The organism is Vibrio sp. 070316B (assembly GCF_013114115.1).
GTDB classification, from domain to species: Bacteria; Pseudomonadota; Gammaproteobacteria; order Enterobacterales; family Vibrionaceae; genus Vibrio; species Vibrio chagasii_B.
On record NZ_VTYC01000015.1, the window covers coordinates 15456 to 34849 of the forward strand.

A 19394-nucleotide genomic window follows, 5' to 3' on the forward strand; every position below is an offset into this window, starting at 1 on the left:
TCGCATCTCGCATCTCGCATCTCGCATCCCATTTCTTCCACCCACAAAAAAGAGCACCGAAGTGCCCTTATCATTTTCTAAACTAACCACTCACTATTATTGCCAAATAGCAGCCAAAGAATCCATCAAGCCACTCGTTGCGCCTTGAGATTGCAGTGTTTGCAGAATGATTGGTGCAAACGTTGATACCATCGATGGATCCATACCTAAACTAGAAAAGGCACTTTCAACTGCACCTTGTGAGTTTAGTAGTGATGATAGACCCGTTGACTCCAGGCTAGACATACCTGGGATAAGTGACGCAAGCTCTTTGTTATCTGTAGTATCTAATGAGTTCTGTGCCAGTGCTAACATAGAACCGATACCACCAATCGCTTGATCGCTAGTGACAGACGCTTGGTCGGCAACAGTTTCAGCAAGCGGTGTTGTTTCATTTTGTTGAGACCACATGTTTACAGCTGCCATCAATGCAGTTTGTGATAGTTGAGAGTAGTTGGTATCAGAACCAGAACTGGTTTGTTCAGAGTCGCTAGTGCTAGCGCAAGAGACAACAGCAAGGCTGCTTAAAACTGTGATGAGTACTTTCTTCATTATTCGTCCTTAAGTAATAAAGTAATTTACTCTTTCACTATAAACGAAAAACGGCGATGTAGTGACATCGCCGTTGGATTATTTCAATTTTATTTGCCTATAGTATTTTGTTTTACTAGAGGTTTTTATAAAAATTAAAGAATAGCTAGAAGTTCAACTTCAAATACTAGAGCAGCAAATGGTGGGATTGCAGCACCTGCGCCACGCTCACCGTATGCTAGATCTTGAGGGATGTATAGCTTCCACTTAGAGCCAACAGGCATCATTTGTAGAGCTTGTACCCAACCTTGAATTACGCCAGTTACTGGGAATTCAGCTGGTTGACCGCGAGATACAGAGCTGTCGAAAACAGTACCGTCAGTTAGTTCGCCGTGGTAGTGAACACGTACTTGCTTGTCTGCTGTTGGGATTTCGCCAGTGCCTTCAGTTAGTACTTCGTATTGAAGACCAGACTCAAGAACGGTTACTTCTGAACGAAGAGCGTTGTCAGCTAGGAAAGCTTCGCCGTCAGCAGCTGCAGCTTTAGCTAGTTCTTGACGTGCAGCTTCACCGCGAGTGTGTAGCTCTTGTAGTGCGTTGTTGATTTCGTCAACTTCAATAGCTGGCATGTCACCAACTAGAGCTGTAGCGATACCAGCAGCGATTGCGTCAACGTTTAGGCCTTCAAGACCAGAGCCAGCAAGTTGTTGGCCCATTTGTAGACCGATACCGTAGCTAGCTTTTTGCTCTACAGTTTCAAATTTTACTTCAGACATGAAAAGTCACTCTTTTTGTCAGTACGAAAAAGGTAAGAATACCAGTATTAGCAGCGTGAAGAAACGGCTAGTCTCTGATCACTTGCGCTTTACCGCGTCCAAATCACAGCCATGTCAATTTTCTTGCATTGAGCCCTGTTGTGACGGAAAGATCTATACTGTTGGTACTTTGGTTTTTATACTGTAGTTATTCAATGTATAGGACGCAGTGGTATGAATCGTCGTCAAAAGAAAAAGCAGAAAGTTGACCACTTAGCAGAACTCAAGGATCGACTGAATCAGGTCAAAGAGAAATTGAGCTCGATCGATATTAAAGGAATGAAAACCTCAGCAGTGCAAACTTGGGGCTCATTACCAAAATTACACCAAAGATTATTAATGGTGATTTCGCCGATCGTTCTTATCCTACTTGTTGTGCCGTTGCCTGAACCTAAAGTAGAGGCAACTCCGGTTACATCTCGCGTTGCGCTAGAGATAAATACCGTTGGGCTGAGCGAACAGCAAAACACCAAGAGCAGCTCATCAGAGCCGAGTAACAATAATTGGCAGGAATACCTAGTTAAGCAAGGTGATACCTTGGCTCAGGTTTTTCGAAACAACGATCTACCACTGTCTGATTTAAATGCGCTAGTGCGTATTGAAGGCGCAGACAAGCCACTCAGCCAGATCCGCAAAGGTCAGTTAGTTCGATTCAAATTAGCTGAAACCGGACAACTTGATATCCTACAGTTAGAGAAGGGCGACACATCAGTTATGTTCTTCCGTTTATCTGATGGTGGCTTTGGCCGCAGCAAATAGATATCTTGCGTGAGTTACGAACTCAACAGTACGAACGAGACAAAGCATTAGCTCTTTTTTTTGGTCGCTTGAAAGGCGCGAGCGGTAAGATGATCAACATAATACCAATGAAGGTTAGCGTATCAGGGATCTCATCGAACCATATGGCGCCAATTAACGCGACAAACACCAAGCCTGAATATTCAGCGAGAGCAATTTGGCTTGAATGCGCTTTTTGGTAGGCAGCGACGGCAAGCCCGTTGTAACTCAGTATGAGCGTCGCACTCAATGCTATGTATCCAAGATGTTCTAAAGACACCGGTTGCCAATACAATAAGCATAGTATTAACGAGGCTGGGATAGAGAAGAGGGTTGTCCACCACAACGTGGTCACCACAGATTGTTCACTAGGGAGCTTTCGTACCAATACATTGAACAGGGCAAGCGTTAGTGCAGTCCCCAATGCAAACAGTGCTGCCCAGTGAAATTGCGATGGCCGTAAAACGATTAGCGCGCCAACAAAGCCGACAGTGGTGGCGATGACTTTGCCAAGCGCAGGCTGCTCTTTGAGTAGAAGTACTGACAGAGGCAGCATCAACAATGGGGCTACGTAAAATACCGCGTTAGCTGTCGCTAAGGACATATGGGTGATCGCAACCACCATACACCCACTGCCGATTAGGATTAGCTGTCCGCGGATCAAGGTGACTTTAGCTTGCTGTAAGCGGCGTTGTGCTTTGCTTTGGCTCAGCCACAGAGGGGTAATGAGCATTAGGGATATCAACTGACGAAAAAAAATATACTGAAGAGGCGGTACTTCACCATTCAATAATTTTACCGCTACGTCAGAGAGCGAGGCAAACAGGTTGCCCGCAATCAACAATAGGATACCGACAGTGATATTCGACATTACTTCTCTAATCTCATGTCTACGTGCGGAATATCATCTTCCAAGTACATTTCAGAGATCGTCTTGAATCCATGGCTTGCGTAGAAGCTTTCTAGGTGTTCTTGTGCACCAATATCGATGGTCGTGTTCGGCCATAATGCCTCACAGCGAGTTAATGCTTCTACCAGTAATTTATGCCCTAAACCGTTGCCTCTTGCTGATTGCTTGGTGGCAACTCGGCCAATACTGGCATTGTCATAAGTCGTGCCAGGTGGTAATAAACGAGCACAAGCGATGAGTTCTCCGTCCGCATAGCCCATTAGGTGCTGAACACCTTCAAGGTTATCTTTGCCATCGAGCTCTGGATAAGGGCAGGTTTGCTCAACCACAAATACATCGACTCGTAGTTGCAGCAGTTGATAGAGCTGTTGTGTTGAAAGTTTAGAAAAGGGAATAGAGTGCCAAGTGATCATGTTTACATCCAGAGATTATCGATGCTTTGAATGTACTATGCACACTGACCGTTGGCATTAACTATTGTTAATTCGACCTTTAATTCTACTCAAGCTTATCGCGGTTATTCCTAAGTAGGCAGCGATTTGATTGTCGTTGAGGCGTTGTTCTAGGTCTGGGTAGTGCTCGCAGAAAAGCTGATAACGTTGCTCTGGGGTATAGAGCAACATGAAACGCTCTTTGTTTTCCTTGTGCATCAGCTGGGTTTCTAACAACTTTAAATACAAAGGATTATTAGAGGCACGCCACTCGATCACGGCCTTCATTGGCAGTTCTAATAGCGTGATAGGTGTGAGGGTTTCAAGTAGGTAAGGGGACGCTTGGTTTTTTATTAGGCTTTCAAAGCCGATGATCCAGTCTTGCTCCCAGTAGAACTCTTTGCTGTATTGCTTGCCCTCATCAGTGAGGTAACAAGCGTGGCATAAGCCTTCAAGCACGAAGTAAATTGAGCCCGCCATCTCTCCTTGGTTAATAAGGATGTGTCTGGTTGGTAGCTCAAGAGGCTTGGCGACAGCGACGAGCGATTCAATCTGACTTTCTGAGAAGTCGAAGCTTTGCAGTTGTTCGATAAAAGAGGTGTGCATGAAAATAACCTAACCCAAATAAGTGCTGAAATCATCGCACTTATTTGAGTGTAGGTACAGAGGGGGCGAAATCAGCGTCGAGCGTGTTGCTCTAGGTAGTCTTGAGCAAGCTCTCGACCCATGTACTTACCTAAGGTTTTCAATGGTACCTTCTTAAGGTTCACCACAATCAAACCATCTAGCGCATCATTAAACGATGGGTCGACGTTAAAACACACCAGCTTGCCATTCATTCCAAGGTATTGGCGCAATAATACTGGTAGGCCTTTTCCTTGCTCCATGCGTGCTAACACTTTAGAGAGCAGAGGCACACTCGCCAGTGACGATAATAGATGATTCTGCCAGAACACATGACTACTGGTATTGAGCGGTGAAGAAGGGGAAACCAGACTTGCCTTTTCCTCATCATAGTGGTGAATCGATAAGGTAGTCGCGATCAACAAGCGCGCATTGTGGCTGTAATCATTGCTGATACTGACCGGGCCAAATAGATGAGTGTATTGAGGATGTCGAGACACAAAGGTCGCAATGCCCTTCCATAGCAGTAACAGTGAATTAAGGCTCTTTTGGTAAGGTTTACTCACTACAGAGCGACCAAGCTCAATGCTGTTGTCTAACGTATCGATGAACTCCTGGTTATAGTTAAACAGACTTCGAGAATAGAGTTGGTCCAACCCGTGCTCTGCGATTAACTTGTCGACCATACCGAGTCGATAAGCACCGACCAATTCTGCCTTAGCTTTGTTCCACACAAACAATTGATGGTAGTAAAGGTCATACTCATCCAAGTCACAGGCAAGCCCACTGCCTTCTCCAACTTCACGGAAACTCTCTTCTCTGACTCGACCAATCTCACGCATTAAGTTGGGAATAGATTGGCTTGGCGTGCAGTAGACCTCGAAGTCACCTTGCTCGAGCAGTTTCATCTCTTCAGGGAGTGAGCTTATCTCTATTGCCAATATTTCGGGTGATATTGGCGCTATCACTTGGGTATCGAAAGAGGGTGCGTGGATTGGCGTGTTCGGACTATCTGGCTGACTCATTAGGTAGGTATTAAGTCGTAGGTAGTTGACGATATCCATCTCTTTTTCAAACGATTTAATCTCTGAATACGGAATCGATGAGCCAATTGAGATAGAGATAGTTGTCGCTTGTTTATTAAGAAGTTCACGCCCGAGTAGAGCGGTTCTCAACAGTGGATGTACACGACCCGCTTGATAGAAAAGCTCACTGTTTTTGCCATTGATAAAGATAGGAACCGTAGTGGCTTGATGACGTTTAACGAATTTCGCGACTGATTTGCTCCATTCGATATCCGTGAGTGTTTTAGCCCCTTTGCGGTAACTTGATACTTCCCCGGCAGGGAACACGATCAACAGCCCGCCATCAGCTAGATGACGATTGGCATCACGAATGGCTTTGGCATTGGTACGTTTCGATTCTTTACTATTAAAGACATCAACACCAATGAAAAGATCATCCAGTTCAGGCAGTCGCTTGAGTAATTCATTTGCTAATACCTTCACATCCTTTCTTACCGATCCTACGAGGTCAGCAAGGATCACACCTTCAATAGCGCCAAGTGGGTGGTTCGCCACAATCACGACGGGCCCTTCTTCCGGGATGTTTTCCGTGCTTCCCGATGCAACCGAGTAGTCGATATTGAGCGCCGATAGGGTGTAATTCATGAATTCAAAGCTAGATAACTCGTTTTTTCGATCTTGGTAGAGTCGGTCTAGCTTAGATAGCCCAGTTGCCCACTCGACAACAGACTCACCTAAACCAAAAGGCGTGTAACGTGGTAAACGAAAAGGACTATCAATCATAATGAAGCTACCTTATTGACTAAAGTTGTTTAGGAAACCGTCTTGATTCTTGAAATCTTTCACACTTAAAAATGCACCGCATAACCAGACTAGGCATGCCATACCAAACAATAATCCGCCGTCGTAACCGACAATGTCACCCGCGGCATTGAACTCTGGCATTTGAATACCGAGTGGCGTAAACAGGTGGAAGAAAATTGCGCCAGTCATGATCCCCATACTCATAATGGCGCCGAGGCCATGCCAACGAGTGAACAACAAAATGGCCGCAATCAATTCAGCGAATCCAATCAAGTAGCCGCCAAACGAGCCAAACCAGCTTAAGCCTGACCATGTCGCTAGCGTGCCAAAGATATGCTCTGTCTCGTATGAGCCGGTGAACTTAAAGAACTGTGACTGAATAAACACAAAAGCGATAAATGCTGCCGGGAGATGTTTAGCTGGAGTGAATGTCATGGTTATTCCCTTACTTAATCAGCTGCGGCCAAGCTTTATCGGCTTGTTGAATATGCTGTGCACGGTCTTTCTCCCAGGTCTCCTGAATCTCTTGGTCGTAGTTCAGGTAAAGTTTGTCATCCACTATGGTCCAATACTGTGGATCGCCTGGAGCAAAATCGTTTTTGGCAGAAACGGCCCATGCGCAATAACCACCATATTGAGGGGCATATTTTTCAGGATTATTAACAAATAAAGTCAGATTCTTTTCAGAAGAGAAATACCAATCCGCGCCTTTGTATTCAGTGCTGAATTGTTTACTGCCTTCAACAGGCTGACCTGAGGTGAAGTAAGCTACGGTATCGTAGCCATCGAGTGCTTTGCTGCTAAAGAAGCCGGTATAGATTTCATCGGCGGCAATTACGTAAGGACTAACAAGTAGCATGACCATGGTGATTAGTTTTCTCATGATGGACTCCATCTATAGATTGATTGCTGGTGATAAATCGAAGGTAAAGCGCTGCTGATTTATCTGGCACGGTTTGATTGGTTCGCAAGGTGAGCCGGATGCATAAAACATCGAGGCTTGACCGTGCAAATTACGTAAATGGGTAAAGCTGACTGTGTGTGCGTCTTCACGATGCATGCAGGTTGCTAAATGGGGCTGTTCACTGTGATGGTGAGAGTGAAACTTGAGTAAATTCTGTTGGTTCTTACCTGTTGCGATGAGTTGATCGTATTGGGCTTGTCGGTAGGCTTGTACTCGTTCTAAATCAACACCGGATGAGAACAGTGGTGAGTCGGTTTCCACTATTTTCTGTTGAATACCATCCCACATGTAGGCAATTACCACACCGTTGCGCTGCGTTAAATTCGGAGCAAAAGCCAGTAAGGTAAATGGGGCAAACGAGTTTAGGTTGAGCCTATGAAAAGCCTCGGAAAGCTGACTGAGATTACGACTCGAGGATAGGTTTTTCAGTAATAAACCACGGCTGACTAAAGGGCCGACTGGAACCATGCCTTGATAGTTGTTGAGCAGGCATAGTGAAAGCCCGTACTGGTTAATGCTGATCCAGCTACCACCGCCTGTTGGGTCGAGTGGCATGATGATATCGACACCGTTAACTTGATACTGTTTAGGTGGCATGGCTAATGCTCGTGTCTTTTGTTCATCACGATTAAAAAAGACCTGATAGCCATTTTCTTCAAGTAACCAAGATACTGAACACATGATTATTGCTCCCTCAGATAGCTGCTAGTGGTTGGGGCATAACCAAAGGTGTTACAGGTTTCAATGTCTAGGAAGGTGGTGATCACCTTGATCATCGCGTAATGATGATTGGCATGCAGCGCCGCAAAAGTCACTTCTCTTTCTAGCGTAGAAGGTAGGCTGGCAAACACCTGAGCATCCATCGAAACCTCGGTTTGGATCATGATAGGCGCTTCGAGATCGTTGCGGTCTAACCGTTCAAGCCAGTTGATCACATAGTGGATCTCTTTTACTGCGATTGAGCGATCGTATTCGACAGGGTGAGCACGACGACGAGTGTTGTAATCAACGGTCGCATTCTCTTTTAAAATCAGCGCATGAAAAAGATCCAGCGTATGGCGAGTATGCTCACCAATAGAGCTAGTGACATGTGGCTTAGCACTCGTTAGATAATCGCTATCAGAAATCGCTGTCAGAAACTCTAGGCCTTGATTCAGTATCTCTACCGCTCCCTTGATACTCGGAGATACAGCGGCAAAGGCGCTCGGCTGGGCTATCGGGTTCATGCATGTTCCTCGTATAAAGTTAGTCGGTGGTCGGATATTGTTGAACAAGGCGTCGCTCTTCTTGCCACGCGTTAAATAGGCTCTTAAAAGATGGAGGCTGGTGGCCTCGCTGTTTCTGTTGAGCGCCGATGTCAAAAAGAATGCGGTATTGTCGAAGTAGAGTAGAAAATATCTCTCGCAGTGGGGTGTTGCGATCCCATATGTGTCCAGCCTCGCTGCTTGCACCATTGACTTCAAGGATAGTGAAATCCTCACCTCTCATTAGGCTGCGCATGTCCTTAAACTTGACGTCGAGTCGACCAAAGTGGAAGCCATCGAAGTCGTCAAATATTTCATCTAAACGTTCGGTTAGAGCCTGAGTGATGTATTGATTACCATCTCGGAAGATACAGCCACGGCTATGGTTACCTGCAAACGCAAGCTGGAACTCTTCGCCCTCTGCGAGTACTTGATCCAACTTATTTTCATGTCTTGGTAGATACAGGTGACTGAGCTGCCCAGCTCGCGGGTTATCTGCTATTAATTGCTTGAGTGTCGAAGTGCCATCGCCAGTCACCATTGGCGAATATTTGAGAGTGATCGAAATGATCTCGCCTTGTTTGCTATTCGGGTAACGAATATAAAAAACACCAGCCTCAGCTTGATAAGGCGCTTTTTCTTGCAGCAAAAAGCGAGCATGATTTGGGAAGGATTCAATATATTGCTCAAGTTGATCTTGGTTATTGATCAGCTTGACGCCCACACCTCGGCAACCAAGATCCGGTTTCGCCACAATAGGGAAATCAAGATCCGATTGGATGAGTGCACTGCGCGCATCTTCTGCTTGTTTCTTACTGCTGAGATCGGTTTTGGTGAGGGTGATAAACGGCGAGATCCAGTGCTGGCTTGACGATCCGGCAAGGCTCAGTATCTCGTGTTTTGACTCACCGACCATGCCACTGAGTTTGATGCTCGGATTAGCGATCAGCGGCAGCGCCCAATCAAAATGCCGTAACCCTTGCATCAGGCTTTGAATGACCACTGGCGTGTAGAAGAACCACGTCGGAAGAAACTCATAAGGAGAGACACTGCGCACGGTATCTTTTTCAAGCAGGGGCATACCTGCATTAATTTGATGTGCTGGAATGATGTGAATATCTTGCGGTGAACTCATGATAGTCCTCTAGAGTAGGTTTTATTCATTAATCGATTACCGACAAACAACAAAGCGATGGCACACGGGGTGACGATCCATTGATATTCAGAGGCTTGCAGCCACGCTGATGTCCCTAAATAGTAGATGGCAGAGAAGACAATGCCAGTCCATAACGCGGTAGCACTGATTACAGCCAGTAAGAAAGTCGGAAGCGGGATAGCGAAAAAACCACTTAAGGTAAAACCAACCGTGCGTAGCCCAGGAATAAAGCGGATAACGAAAAGGCTGCTGAATGCGTTTTGACGTAATTTGGTGCGAAGTGCACGAAAGTATCGATTGGTGAGTGCCTTATAACGAACGCCTCTAAAATAACGCCCTGATTTACCAAGGTAATAAAGACCAAGATCACCAGTGGCAATGCCAATGAAAATTGCAAGTAACGCATATTGAGGAAGAATGATCCCTTGCGTGGCTAAACCAGCGGCCGTCACGATTGCCAGATCTTCAAGCAGGTAAGAAAGCGCGATAATGCCAAGCATAAGCCATAGCAGCGACTCCTCCCCTGAATTTAACCATGCTTGAATGCTCTCGACGGTGCCCATCAAATGTCCTTATCTATCCTATAGGTGAATGGCTTATCGACCATTCATTGAGTGTAGTAAATTAAATAGACAGGAGGAGCTCAGAAAAACTTACAGCGAATTGCTGCTTTTTTACGTTGATTGGATTCAATAGGTGATTTGAGGTGTGCGATATTAGGCGAAGAATGAGCAGGAGTTTAAGCTTCGCAAGTTAAGGCTTTACACTGAGAATTTAGATAAGAAAAGAAAAAGGCTGAGTCGTTAAACTCAGCCTTTTAGAAGGTTAACTATTGATTACTAGAGTAATCTATTTAGTTAGATCAATTTGGTAAACGCCGAAACCAACATCGTCAGTGGCAACACGTTTCATTGGGTATTGACCCTTCTCTTTGATGAACTGTGCCGCTTTCTCACTTGGCGACGTTTCAAAGCGGATATCTAGCTTTTTATCCGTTTTGATTGGTGCGAATGACCAGTTGTTATCAGCTGTTGGGCTCACTTGGCCTTGCTCTTTGCTTACGCGAGAGATGTAGTTCGCCAGTACAGTACGGTTCTCATCTGGTGCATCAAATGCGATGAAGTCTTCACCTGTGCCTGGGAATTTAGCGCTGTAAGCTCGGTAGTTGTTGGTTGCGATCAGGAAGTCTTGCTTCATGTCGATTGGCTTACCTTGGTAAGTTAGGCCAACAATACGCTGAGAATCAGGGTTAACCACTTTACAGTTTGCATCGTATTTCGCAGGCTGAGTTACGTCGATTTGGTAATCCACACCGTCGATAACATCGAAGTTGTAAGTACGGAAGTTATCCCACTCAATCAGCTGTTGTGGTGCTGTTGAGTTCACATCGATTTGGTTGAATTGGCCAGCAGAACACTCAAGCCACTCTTTTACTTCGTGACCCGTTACCTTCATCGCAACTAGCGTGTTCGGGTAAAGGTACAAGTCAGCCGCGTTACGGAATGTTAGTTGACCAGATTCCACTTCAGTGAAGTTTGCTGGGTCATTCTTACGACCGCCTGCTTTGAATGGTGCCGCTGCAGAAAGTACTGGTGTACCGTCTAGATCAGGGTCGCCTTGGATGAATTGCTCAACGTAATCTTTTTGTGCAAGGTTAACGATCTGTACGGTTGGATCGTCTTGTACTAGAGACAGGAAGCTGTACATCACGTCATCTGCTTTACCAATTGGTTGGTTTACAAAATCACGAGTACCTTGGTGGTCTTTTTCTAGTGCAGTTACGATGCCTTCATCTGCTGCAGCCAGTGATTTCTTCTCGATCTTGTCGTAGATAGGGCGAGCTTCAGATTGGCCTTTTACGACTTCCCACTTACCGTCTTTTTGCGCCAGTGTTAGGTCCATAACACCTACGTGGCTACCCCAACGACCTGGCATTACTGCCGCAACACCGTTCATGGTGCCGTTTTCGTTGTCAACGCCTTGGATGTTGTCGAAGCCTTTACCTGGGAATACGGCGTGAGAGTGACCGAATGCAATCGCATCAATACCTTCTACTTCAGATAGGTAAAGCGTCGAGTTCTCTTCGCCTGCTTTGTATGGGTCTTGAGATACGCCAGAGTGAGGGATCGCAACGATAACGTCTGCACCTTCAGCCTTCATTTGAGGTACTAGCTCGTTCGCTGTCTCAACGATGTCGCGAGCGATCACTTTACCTTCAAGGTTCTTTTTATCCCACGTCATGATTTGTGGTGGAACAAAGCCGATGTAACCCACTTTGATCTCGTGCTCTACGCCAGCTGTATCTGCGAACGTGTGTGTCTTGATGATGTAAGGCGTGAAGTAGTGCTCTTTTGTTTCAGCATCGTAAACGTTAGCACTGATGTATGGGAAATCAGCGTCGTTGATAGATTCTTCTAGGAACTCTAGGCCGTAGTTGAACTCGTGGTTGCCGATGTTCGCTGCATCATAGCTTAGCTGGTTCATTGCTTTGTAAGCAGGGTGAACTTCACCGGCAACGATGCCTTTGTCTGCCATGTAGTCACCCATTGGGCTACCTTGCAGTAGGTCACCGTTATCAACTAATACGCTGTTTGTTACTTCGTTTTGAGCTTCTTTTACTAGAGTTGCAGTACGTGCTAAGCCAATTTTTTGTGATGGCTTGTCTTTGTAGTAGTCGTAATCCATTAGGTTAGTATGGATGTCAGTTGTCTCTACGACACGTAGTTTAATCACTTCATCGGTATCTGGTGTTGTTGTGCAGCCTGCGAGTGTCAGACCAAGACCTGCAAGTACAGCCAATGATAAAGGTTTCATTGCAACTTTCATTTTGTAGCTCCAAAGTGGATAGAAGAAAATTCGTTGCGTAATGTAACAAAATGGAATGAAACAATGATTACAACGAATGTTAATTCGTGACTTAGATCGATTACTTTATGGTGTTCTGCAAGATGCCTCCCAAAGCTGCTCAATCCATGCACAAATGATATCGATAAGATTAGTCCATTCATTTCACCTGGTTATCTATTTATTACACGCCTTATCAGCTTTTCGAATAAAAAATGAAATTTTAGAATTTCCAGTAATATGAGCGGCTCGTCATAATGCCTATATCAAGGACGTATCAGGCAGATGAATAGCAAGGACAGCTCAACACGAAGCTTCTGTTTTCTTCTAGTGCCAATACTCCCATTCACTAAGTGGATGAGCTAAATCCCTTGCTTGGTGAGACCAAGTAATGAATTGCTCGCAACGCGAGCCTTAAAGGAAGCACTGAAATGGACCAAGAACGTTTAACCCACCTAAAACAGCTAGAAGCGGAAAGTATTCATATTATCCGTGAAGTGGCGGCTGAGTTTGATAACCCAGTAATGATGTACTCCATCGGTAAAGATTCTTCTGTGATGCTTCATTTAGCTCGCAAAGCGTTTTACCCAGGTAAGATTCCATTCCCGCTGTTACACGTTGATACGGATTGGAAATTCCGCGAGATGATTGAGTTCCGTGACCGCACAGCCAAAAAGTACGGTTTTGACCTTTTGGTACATAAGAACCCTGAAGGTCTAGCAATGGGGTGTAGCCCATTTGTGCACGGCTCTTCTAAGCATACCGACATCATGAAAACTCAGGGCCTTAAGCAGGCGTTAAACAAGTATGGGTTCGATGCTGCTTTTGGTGGTGCTCGTCGTGATGAAGAGAAATCTCGAGCGAAAGAGCGTGTTTACTCTTTCCGCGATAAGAACCACACGTGGGATCCAAAGAACCAGCGTCCAGAGCTTTGGCACACTTATAACGGTCAGGTTAACAAGGGCGAAAGCATCCGTGTATTCCCTCTATCAAACTGGACTGAGCTGGATATTTGGCAATACATCTATCTAGAGAGCATCGATATTGTTCCACTTTACCTTTCAGATAAACGCCCGGTGGTTGAGCGTGATGGCATGCTGATCATGGTTGATGATGACCGTATGGAGCTGCAAGAAGGTGAAGTGATTGAAGAGAAAAGCGTTCGTTTTCGTACTTTAGGCTGTTACCCACTAACCGGAGCGGTTGAATCTGAGGCGAATACGCTAACAGGCATTATTGAAGAGATGCTGGTGGCGACGTCCAGTGAGCGTCAAGGTAGAGCGATTGACCATGATCAGTCGGGCTCAATGGAGCTGAAAAAGCGCCAAGGTTATTTCTAAGAATCTAAGGAAAGAAAAATGAATAGTGCAGTAGAAGCCGAATTGGCTGAACTAGGGATTGAAGGTTATCTGAGTCAGCATCAGCATAAATCTATGCTTAGATTCTTAACTTGTGGCTCGGTAGACGACGGTAAAAGTACGTTAATCGGTCGCTTACTCCATGATACAAAGCAGATTTATGAAGATCAGCTAGCCGCGGTTCACTCGGATAGCCAACGAGTAGGTACCACAGGTGAGAAGCCTGATTTAGCACTGCTTGTTGATGGCCTGCAGGCTGAGCGTGAGCAAGGCATCACCATCGATGTGGCTTACCGCTACTTCTCGACGCAAAAGCGTAAATTCATTATTGCTGATACCCCAGGGCATGAGCAGTACACGCGCAACATGGCAACAGGCGCTTCAACGTGTGATCTGGCGGTGATCTTGATTGATGCTCGTAAGGGCGTTCTGGATCAAACGCGTCGTCATTCGTTTATTTCTAACTTGCTTGGTTTGAAGCATTTCATCGTTGCAGTCAACAAGATGGATCTCGTGGATTATTCACAAGATCGTTTTGAAGAGATTCGCGATGAATACCTAGAGTTTGCTGAAAACCTAGAAGGCGAAACCAACATTCAGATCTTGCCGGTTTCGGCGCTTGAAGGCATCAACGTTGCTGCACCAAGTAAAGAGTTAGCATGGTTTGAAGGCCCATCTCTATTGGAAGTGTTAGAGAACGTTGATATTGACCAAAAACGTTCTGCGGGTGAGTTCCGTTTCCCAGTGCAGTATGTGAATCGCCCGAACTTAGATTTCCGAGGTTTTGCAGGCACAGTAGCCTCTGGCCGTGTCAGCGTTGGTGATGAAATCAAGGCGCTGCCATCAGGCAAAACTTCTAAGGTTGCACGTATCGTAACCTTTGATGGTGATTTGGAATCTGCCCAGGCGGGCTTGGCGGTAACGCTGACCCTTGAAGATGAAATCGATATCAGTCGTGGTGATTTGATTGTGTTGGAAAACGCTCAGATTGAATCAACTAACCACGTATTGGCAGACATCGTGTGGATGACAGAGCAACCACTGCAACCGGGCAAAGCTTACGATATCAAGATCGCTGGTAAGAAGACTGTTGGTCAGGTTGAAACGGTTCGTCACCAATACGACATCAACAATCTCTCGACTCACGAAGTCGATGAGTTGCCACTGAATGGTATTGGCTTGTGTGAGTGGTCATTGAACGAGACTGTCGCACTGGATAAATACCGTGAAAGTGCCGATACCGGTGGCTTCATCGTGATCGACCGTCTAACTAACGTGACGGTTGGTGCGGGTTTGATTCGAGACCGTTTGGACTCTGTTGAACAGCAAGTCGGTAACTTCTCTGCATTTGAACTTGAGTTTAATGCATTGGTTCGCAAGCACTTCCCGCATTGGGATGCCAAAGATTTAAGCCAACTACTGAAGTCATAAACGACTGAGTAACAGCTTATTGAATCAGGCGGAAACTGATTGTTTCCGCCATAAAGGACGGGTATATGTGGCAACAAGGATTTGTATTAGCGATTTTGCTCGGCATCATTACTTGCCTGCTCGTTACCCGTATTAAGCCAAGCTTTATCTTTGCTGGCGCGGCGTTTATAGCTTTTATGGGCGGGATGATCGACCTTTCGAGCTTAGCCAATAACTTCACTAACTCTTCGTTACTGACGTTAATTCTTTTGATCCTCGCATCGAGTGCGTTGGAGAAAACTCGCTTGATCAGCTGGGTTAGCCGTAATATCTCTGAAGGTAGGCTAGGCACAGTGGTGGCAAAGTTGGGTATCTCTACAGCGCTGCTTTCTTCCTTTACCAATAACACGGCTGTAGTGGTCTCTTTGATCGGTGCGATCAAACGTAATCAGCAGCACGCGCCTTCTAAGTTACTTATTCCTTTGTCATACGCCGCTATTTTGGGGGGAACACTGACATTGATCGGCACCTCAACCAACTTGATCATCAATAGCTTTGTTGAAGATGCAGGATTGCCGAGCCTAAACTTTTTTACACCAACTTTGATCGGTTTAGCGGTCTTGGCTGGTGGCGTGTTGATCCTTATTCCTCTGAGTTACTTCTTACCTAGCTACGATGATGGAGCGCAAGATGATCTACCTTATTTCTTAGAAGCCAGAGTTGAGCCAGGCTCTCCGTTGGTTGGTCGTAGTGTTAGTGAAAACAACTTAAGAGCATTGCGAAAACTTTTCTTAGCGGAAGTGATTCGTGACGGTAAAACCACCGCCTCGATTGACCCTGATTTTGTATTGCAGGCTCGAGATCGCTTGCTGTTTTGTGGTGATGTCGAGAGCGTGGCAACACTGCAAGAAATCCAAGGGCTAACCCTATTTGGTCAGCACCACCTCAACGGACAGAGCTTTGTTGAAGTGGTGGTGAGCTCGTCGGCAAGCTTCTGTAATAAAACATTGAAAACCAGCCAGTTTAGAGACCGGTTTGATGCGGTGGTCGTGGCGATTCGTCGTGGCCATGAACGTCTTGAAGGTGGTTTGGGTAACATCACGCTGACGGCAGGTGATACCTTAATTCTGGTGCCTGGCAAACGTTTTGAAGAGCAGCGCCAGCAACACAACAAAGAGTTTGTGTTGATGAATGATTTGGATTCGAGTGCCAAGCTTGATGCAGATAAATCGGCACTCGTGCTACTCGGTTTCACCAGTGTGATTGGCTTAGCGCTGCTTGATATGGTGCCGATAATTAAAGGCTTAGCTGGGTTCTTATTGTTGCTGGTAGCATTTGGTATCGTGCAGCTGAGTGAGCTTCGCCGCCGCTTTCCTGTTGATATTGTTGTGATTGTTGGGTCTGCACTCTCTATTGCTCAACTGATGATTTCATCTGGCTTATCTGAACGTATGGGGCAGATGTTTATGGAGGCCTTTAATGGCTGGGGCGTATTTGGTGCCTTGGTCGCGACTTATCTGATGACTCTGATTCTGACTGAGTTAGTCACCAATAACGCCGCAGCGGCACTCTCTTTCCCGATCGGCTACAGCATGGCGGTAGGCTATGGCGTTGACCCAATGCCATTCATCATGGCGGTATTGTTTGGTGCGAGTGCCAGTTTCATTTCGCCATACGGCTACCAGACTAACTTACTTGTTTATAGCGTAGGTAATTATCACCTCACAGATTATCTGCGCATCGGTATCCCAATCTCGATTGTTTACTCGGGCTTGGTACTGACCCTAATTCCTTACTTTTTCCCATTTTAATGCTGTTTATTTAAAGGACTATTTATGACCGCAGTACTCAAACACAAAGATGAGAATGTTGTGTGGCATCAACACTCGATTGATAAAGGATTCCGCGCGGATCTGAAATCACAAAAGCCTGCTGTGCTTTGGTTTACTGGATTATCTGGTTCTGGTAAATCGACAGTAGCTGGAGCACTTGAGAATCGCTTAGCGCAACTTGGTTACCATACCTATTTACTGGACGGTGATAATGTTCGTCATGGTTTGTGTAGTGACCTTGGCTTTTCTGAGCAAGACCGTCGAGAGAATATTCGTCGTATCGGTGAGTTAGCTAAATTGATGGCTGATGCTGGTTTGATTGTACTGTCTGCGTTTATTTCTCCTCACCAAGCTGAAAGGCAGCTGGTACGCGACTTATTGCCTGAAGGGGAGTTTCTTGAAGTGTTTGTGAATACACCATTAGAGGTGTGCGAACAGCGTGACCCTAAAGGCTTATATAAGAAAGCACGTGCGGGAGAAATTCCTAATTTCACGGGGATTAGTTCGACTTACGAAGCGCCACAGAATCCTGAGATTGATCTACCTGCAGGAGAGAAGACGATCGATGAATTGGTAGAGTTGTGCATTGATGCGTTAGAGAAGCGTAACATTTTAGCCAATTGAGACCGCTGGTATGACTAAGGCTGCCCATCAGCATATCTGCTTGTTCGCCAAAAGCAGTGCAGCCTTACTCTACCGAGACAAGAAACCTATCCTCTAGATTCTCTTTTTTCTTCTCAATATTTTTCAGTTTTTACACCGTCTATTATCTAGACGGTGTAGTTCACACTGCTTTTCACTTCTGTCTGCACCGTGAATTTTTGGCTCAATAGCGCAATTAATTGGTCGTAATAAGGCATGTTGGGTTTATTGCCAAGCAAGGTACACAGTTCGTTGCCAGTAGGGCTGAATCGGTAGTACACCAACTTCACGCCTTTTGATAGCGGCGCCAGTGACATGCTCTTACCTTGATACGTCAGATGCAATGCAGGGTCGAAGTCGATCTCTCCAGACTCTAGCTCCGTGCCTAGAATAATGCCAAGTTCAATCAAGTGGAGAAGACTAGAGTAGGGCAGGTTATGCCCACCAAGGTTAATGGTGTTGGTGGTGTCTCTTTTACCAAAACTGAACAGCCCTGCGTGAGACTTAAAACCAAGTAGCAGTTTTTTACTGTTGTCACTACCAAAGCTACAACCCAGTGAAGCAGCTCTTTGCAAGGTCAGTGCTTCCTTTGGTGTCATATCTTTTAGGATTTGTAGCGCCTTCATCGACGTAGAGCCTGGGTTGGTGACTTCTCGTTTCAGCACCTGAGCCCACAGCCTTTGCATTGATGTGTTGTGGATCTCTTGTGCCATATCGAAAAAGCGGTACAGCCAGTCCTGATCTGGATCTCCAGCCGCTTCATCTTTACATGAAGAGTGGGCCAGTTTCAGGATCTGCTCTAGGTTCTTCTGGCGCAGCTCCTTACGTTTCTTCTCTCGCAATAACGCTCGCTCAATCAGAGTGCTAGCGGCTTTATCGTTCGTTTTTTCGCTATGACTAATTAAGGAATCTAAACCGAAGCTTTGGGCAATGTGCAGCATTCGACTGGCACTGTCGGCAATATGAGGCTTTTTCTCATGCTTGTGCTGTGTGTCGCTAGCATGCTCAATGATCACTGGCTGTTTGGTTTCTGACATAAGAGTACCGTTGGGAGACGAATCAATACCAATCGTAGTCATTGCTCTCAAGGCTTTTCCCTACGCTATTGCTGATCACTGACTTACTGTGATTGGTATAACTGTCTAAAATGTAACTCTTTATCTGATTGGTGGCTAGATTTTGCGTGCAGAGTTGAAGACTTCAACAAAATTTTACTTTTGATAATGATAATAAAATGTTAAATTTGTTGTAATTATCAAGGAGGAGTTATGAATCAAGTCAATGATAACAAGCTGAAAAAGCAGCTTGGTATAGGTTTATTACTCGCGACTTATGTGGGTGTGCTAGCTTATTTATCTAATTACATTGCGTAATTTAGAGGAACAATATCGTTATTAAACTGTTATTGAATAACTTGGTTTATTCAGTGACGGCGGCTCATCGCTGAGCCACCCTCCAAACGACTACATGTCGTCGTATTCTTCAATTGCAGTACCTTCAATCAGATAGCCCGTTTGCGCTAGATCGTGACTGATAGATTCTGTTTTCAGCGTACCTACCAAATAGATCACATCCCATAGTTGCTGGATTGGCGCGCCCTTAGGGAACTTAACGTAAATAATTTGGTTCGGTGGCGGTGGTGGAACATGGATACATGCACCAAAGTACGGCACTAACAGAAACTCAGTGATCATATTCTCATCGCCTTCCAATGGAATCACAAACCCTGGGATCTTAACCTTACTGCCGTTTAACTCCGGACGAACCGCTCCAAGTGTCGACTGTTGAGGCTTTTCCATACTGTTATGGTCAACCATCGGCATGCCAAACGAATCTAGTTGAGCGCGCTCTGATTCTGGAATCAAATCAATCCATTCGAGTGTTAATACCGATTCCTCATTCTGAGGTGTTTCAGCGTGAGCTGTACTGATAAATGGGAACATCATTAGCCCAAGTATCAGTAGGAATTTGCGTTGCATCGTAGGTTC

At 45.5% G+C, this 19394-nt stretch carries 20 protein-coding genes; 5 read left to right on the forward strand and 15 right to left on the reverse strand.

All coding sequences use genetic code 11. The features are described 5' to 3' along the window. Positions 1 to 96: 96 nt before the first annotated feature. Positions 97 to 591 (reverse strand): DUF2780 domain-containing protein, encoded by a 495-nt coding sequence (locus F0251_RS12900; RefSeq protein WP_116871590.1) that lies wholly within the window; start codon positions 589 to 591, stop codon positions 97 to 99. Between the two features lie 134 nt (positions 592 to 725). Next, complete coding sequence (locus F0251_RS12905; protein WP_008220519.1) at positions 726 to 1346, reverse strand: FKBP-type peptidyl-prolyl cis-trans isomerase; 621 nt, start codon at positions 1344 to 1346, stop codon at positions 726 to 728. Positions 1347 to 1559: 213 nt separating this feature from the next. Between F0251_RS12905 and F0251_RS12910 the strand changes: the two genes are divergently transcribed. Further along, positions 1560 to 2144 carry a LysM-like peptidoglycan-binding domain-containing protein gene (locus tag F0251_RS12910; RefSeq protein WP_008220517.1) on the forward strand — a complete coding sequence of 195 codons (585 nt, stop codon included), beginning with the start codon at positions 1560 to 1562 and terminating at the stop codon, positions 2142 to 2144. 22 nt (positions 2145 to 2166) lie between these two features. On the opposite strand, the gene F0251_RS12915 is transcribed toward F0251_RS12910, so the two are convergent. The 11 genes from F0251_RS12915 to F0251_RS12965 form a co-directional block, all read right to left on the reverse strand. After that, complete coding sequence (locus F0251_RS12915) at positions 2167 to 3033, reverse strand: DMT family transporter (RefSeq protein ID WP_171731112.1); 867 nt, start codon at positions 3031 to 3033, stop codon at positions 2167 to 2169. Continuing rightward, positions 3033 to 3485 (reverse strand): GNAT family N-acetyltransferase, encoded by a 453-nt coding sequence (locus F0251_RS12920; protein ID WP_116871593.1) that lies wholly within the window; start codon positions 3483 to 3485, stop codon positions 3033 to 3035. The genes F0251_RS12915 and F0251_RS12920 overlap by 1 nt, the downstream gene beginning before the upstream one ends. 57 nt (positions 3486 to 3542) lie before the next feature. After that, complete coding sequence (locus tag F0251_RS12925; RefSeq protein WP_008220511.1) at positions 3543 to 4109, reverse strand: Crp/Fnr family transcriptional regulator; 567 nt, start codon at positions 4107 to 4109, stop codon at positions 3543 to 3545. Positions 4110 to 4180: 71 nt separating this feature from the next. Then, positions 4181 to 5935, reverse strand: coding sequence for a lysophospholipid acyltransferase family protein (locus tag F0251_RS12930; protein ID WP_171731113.1), 1755 nt, complete (start codon positions 5933 to 5935; stop codon positions 4181 to 4183). A 12-nt stretch (positions 5936 to 5947) separates the two neighbouring features. After that, on the reverse strand, positions 5948 to 6391 hold the full coding sequence (locus tag F0251_RS12935) for a hypothetical protein (RefSeq protein WP_171731114.1): 444 nt from the start codon (positions 6389 to 6391) through the stop codon (positions 5948 to 5950). A 10-nt stretch (positions 6392 to 6401) separates the two neighbouring features. Continuing rightward, positions 6402 to 6839: a YHS domain-containing (seleno)protein gene (locus tag F0251_RS12940; protein WP_171731115.1), complete on the reverse strand. Its 438-nt coding sequence runs from the start codon at positions 6837 to 6839 to the stop codon at positions 6402 to 6404. A 12-nt stretch (positions 6840 to 6851) separates the two neighbouring features. Beyond that, positions 6852 to 7601, reverse strand: a complete 750-nt coding sequence (locus F0251_RS12945) for an NRDE family protein (RefSeq protein ID WP_171731116.1) — start codon at positions 7599 to 7601, stop codon at positions 6852 to 6854. Positions 7602 to 7603: 2 nt separating this feature from the next. Then, positions 7604 to 8146, reverse strand: a complete 543-nt coding sequence (locus F0251_RS12950) for a hypothetical protein (protein ID WP_171731117.1) — start codon at positions 8144 to 8146, stop codon at positions 7604 to 7606. Between the two features lie 19 nt (positions 8147 to 8165). Beyond that, on the reverse strand, positions 8166 to 9299 hold the full coding sequence (locus F0251_RS12955) for an ATP-grasp domain-containing protein (RefSeq protein ID WP_171731118.1): 1134 nt from the start codon (positions 9297 to 9299) through the stop codon (positions 8166 to 8168). Further along, positions 9296 to 9883 carry a DedA family protein gene (locus F0251_RS12960; protein WP_171731119.1) on the reverse strand — a complete coding sequence of 196 codons (588 nt, stop codon included), beginning with the start codon at positions 9881 to 9883 and terminating at the stop codon, positions 9296 to 9298. The genes F0251_RS12955 and F0251_RS12960 overlap by 4 nt, the downstream gene beginning before the upstream one ends. Positions 9884 to 10169: 286 nt before the next feature. Further along, positions 10170 to 12146 (reverse strand): bifunctional 2',3'-cyclic-nucleotide 2'-phosphodiesterase/3'-nucleotidase, encoded by a 1977-nt coding sequence (locus tag F0251_RS12965; RefSeq protein WP_061033919.1) that lies wholly within the window; start codon positions 12144 to 12146, stop codon positions 10170 to 10172. 413 nt (positions 12147 to 12559) lie between these two features. Here F0251_RS12965 and cysD point away from each other — a divergent pair, with 413 nt between their 5' ends. The 4 genes from cysD (at position 12560) to cysC (ending at position 17388) form a co-directional block, all read left to right on the forward strand. Then, positions 12560 to 13504 (forward strand): sulfate adenylyltransferase subunit CysD, encoded by a 945-nt coding sequence (cysD, locus tag F0251_RS12970; RefSeq protein WP_258166798.1) that lies wholly within the window; start codon positions 12560 to 12562, stop codon positions 13502 to 13504. 18 nt (positions 13505 to 13522) lie between these two features. Then, the gene (gene cysN / locus F0251_RS12975) at positions 13523 to 14953 is read left to right on the forward strand and encodes a sulfate adenylyltransferase subunit CysN (protein ID WP_061033918.1); all 1431 of its coding nucleotides are present in this window, start codon (positions 13523 to 13525) and stop codon (positions 14951 to 14953) included. Between the two features lie 65 nt (positions 14954 to 15018). Next, positions 15019 to 16743 carry an SLC13 family permease gene (locus tag F0251_RS12980; RefSeq protein ID WP_171731120.1) on the forward strand — a complete coding sequence of 575 codons (1725 nt, stop codon included), beginning with the start codon at positions 15019 to 15021 and terminating at the stop codon, positions 16741 to 16743. A gap of 24 nt (positions 16744 to 16767) precedes the next feature. Beyond that, on the forward strand, positions 16768 to 17388 hold the full coding sequence (gene cysC / locus F0251_RS12985) for an adenylyl-sulfate kinase (RefSeq protein ID WP_008220490.1): 621 nt from the start codon (positions 16768 to 16770) through the stop codon (positions 17386 to 17388). 146 nt (positions 17389 to 17534) lie between these two features. On the opposite strand, the gene F0251_RS12990 is transcribed toward cysC, so the two are convergent. Beyond that, the gene (locus F0251_RS12990; protein WP_032498533.1) at positions 17535 to 18443 is read right to left on the reverse strand and encodes a TIGR03899 family protein; all 909 of its coding nucleotides are present in this window, start codon (positions 18441 to 18443) and stop codon (positions 17535 to 17537) included. A gap of 426 nt (positions 18444 to 18869) precedes the next feature. Next, positions 18870 to 19385, reverse strand: coding sequence for a DUF3299 domain-containing protein (locus tag F0251_RS12995; RefSeq protein WP_061033917.1), 516 nt, complete (start codon positions 19383 to 19385; stop codon positions 18870 to 18872). Between the last annotated feature and the right edge of the window lie 9 nt (positions 19386 to 19394).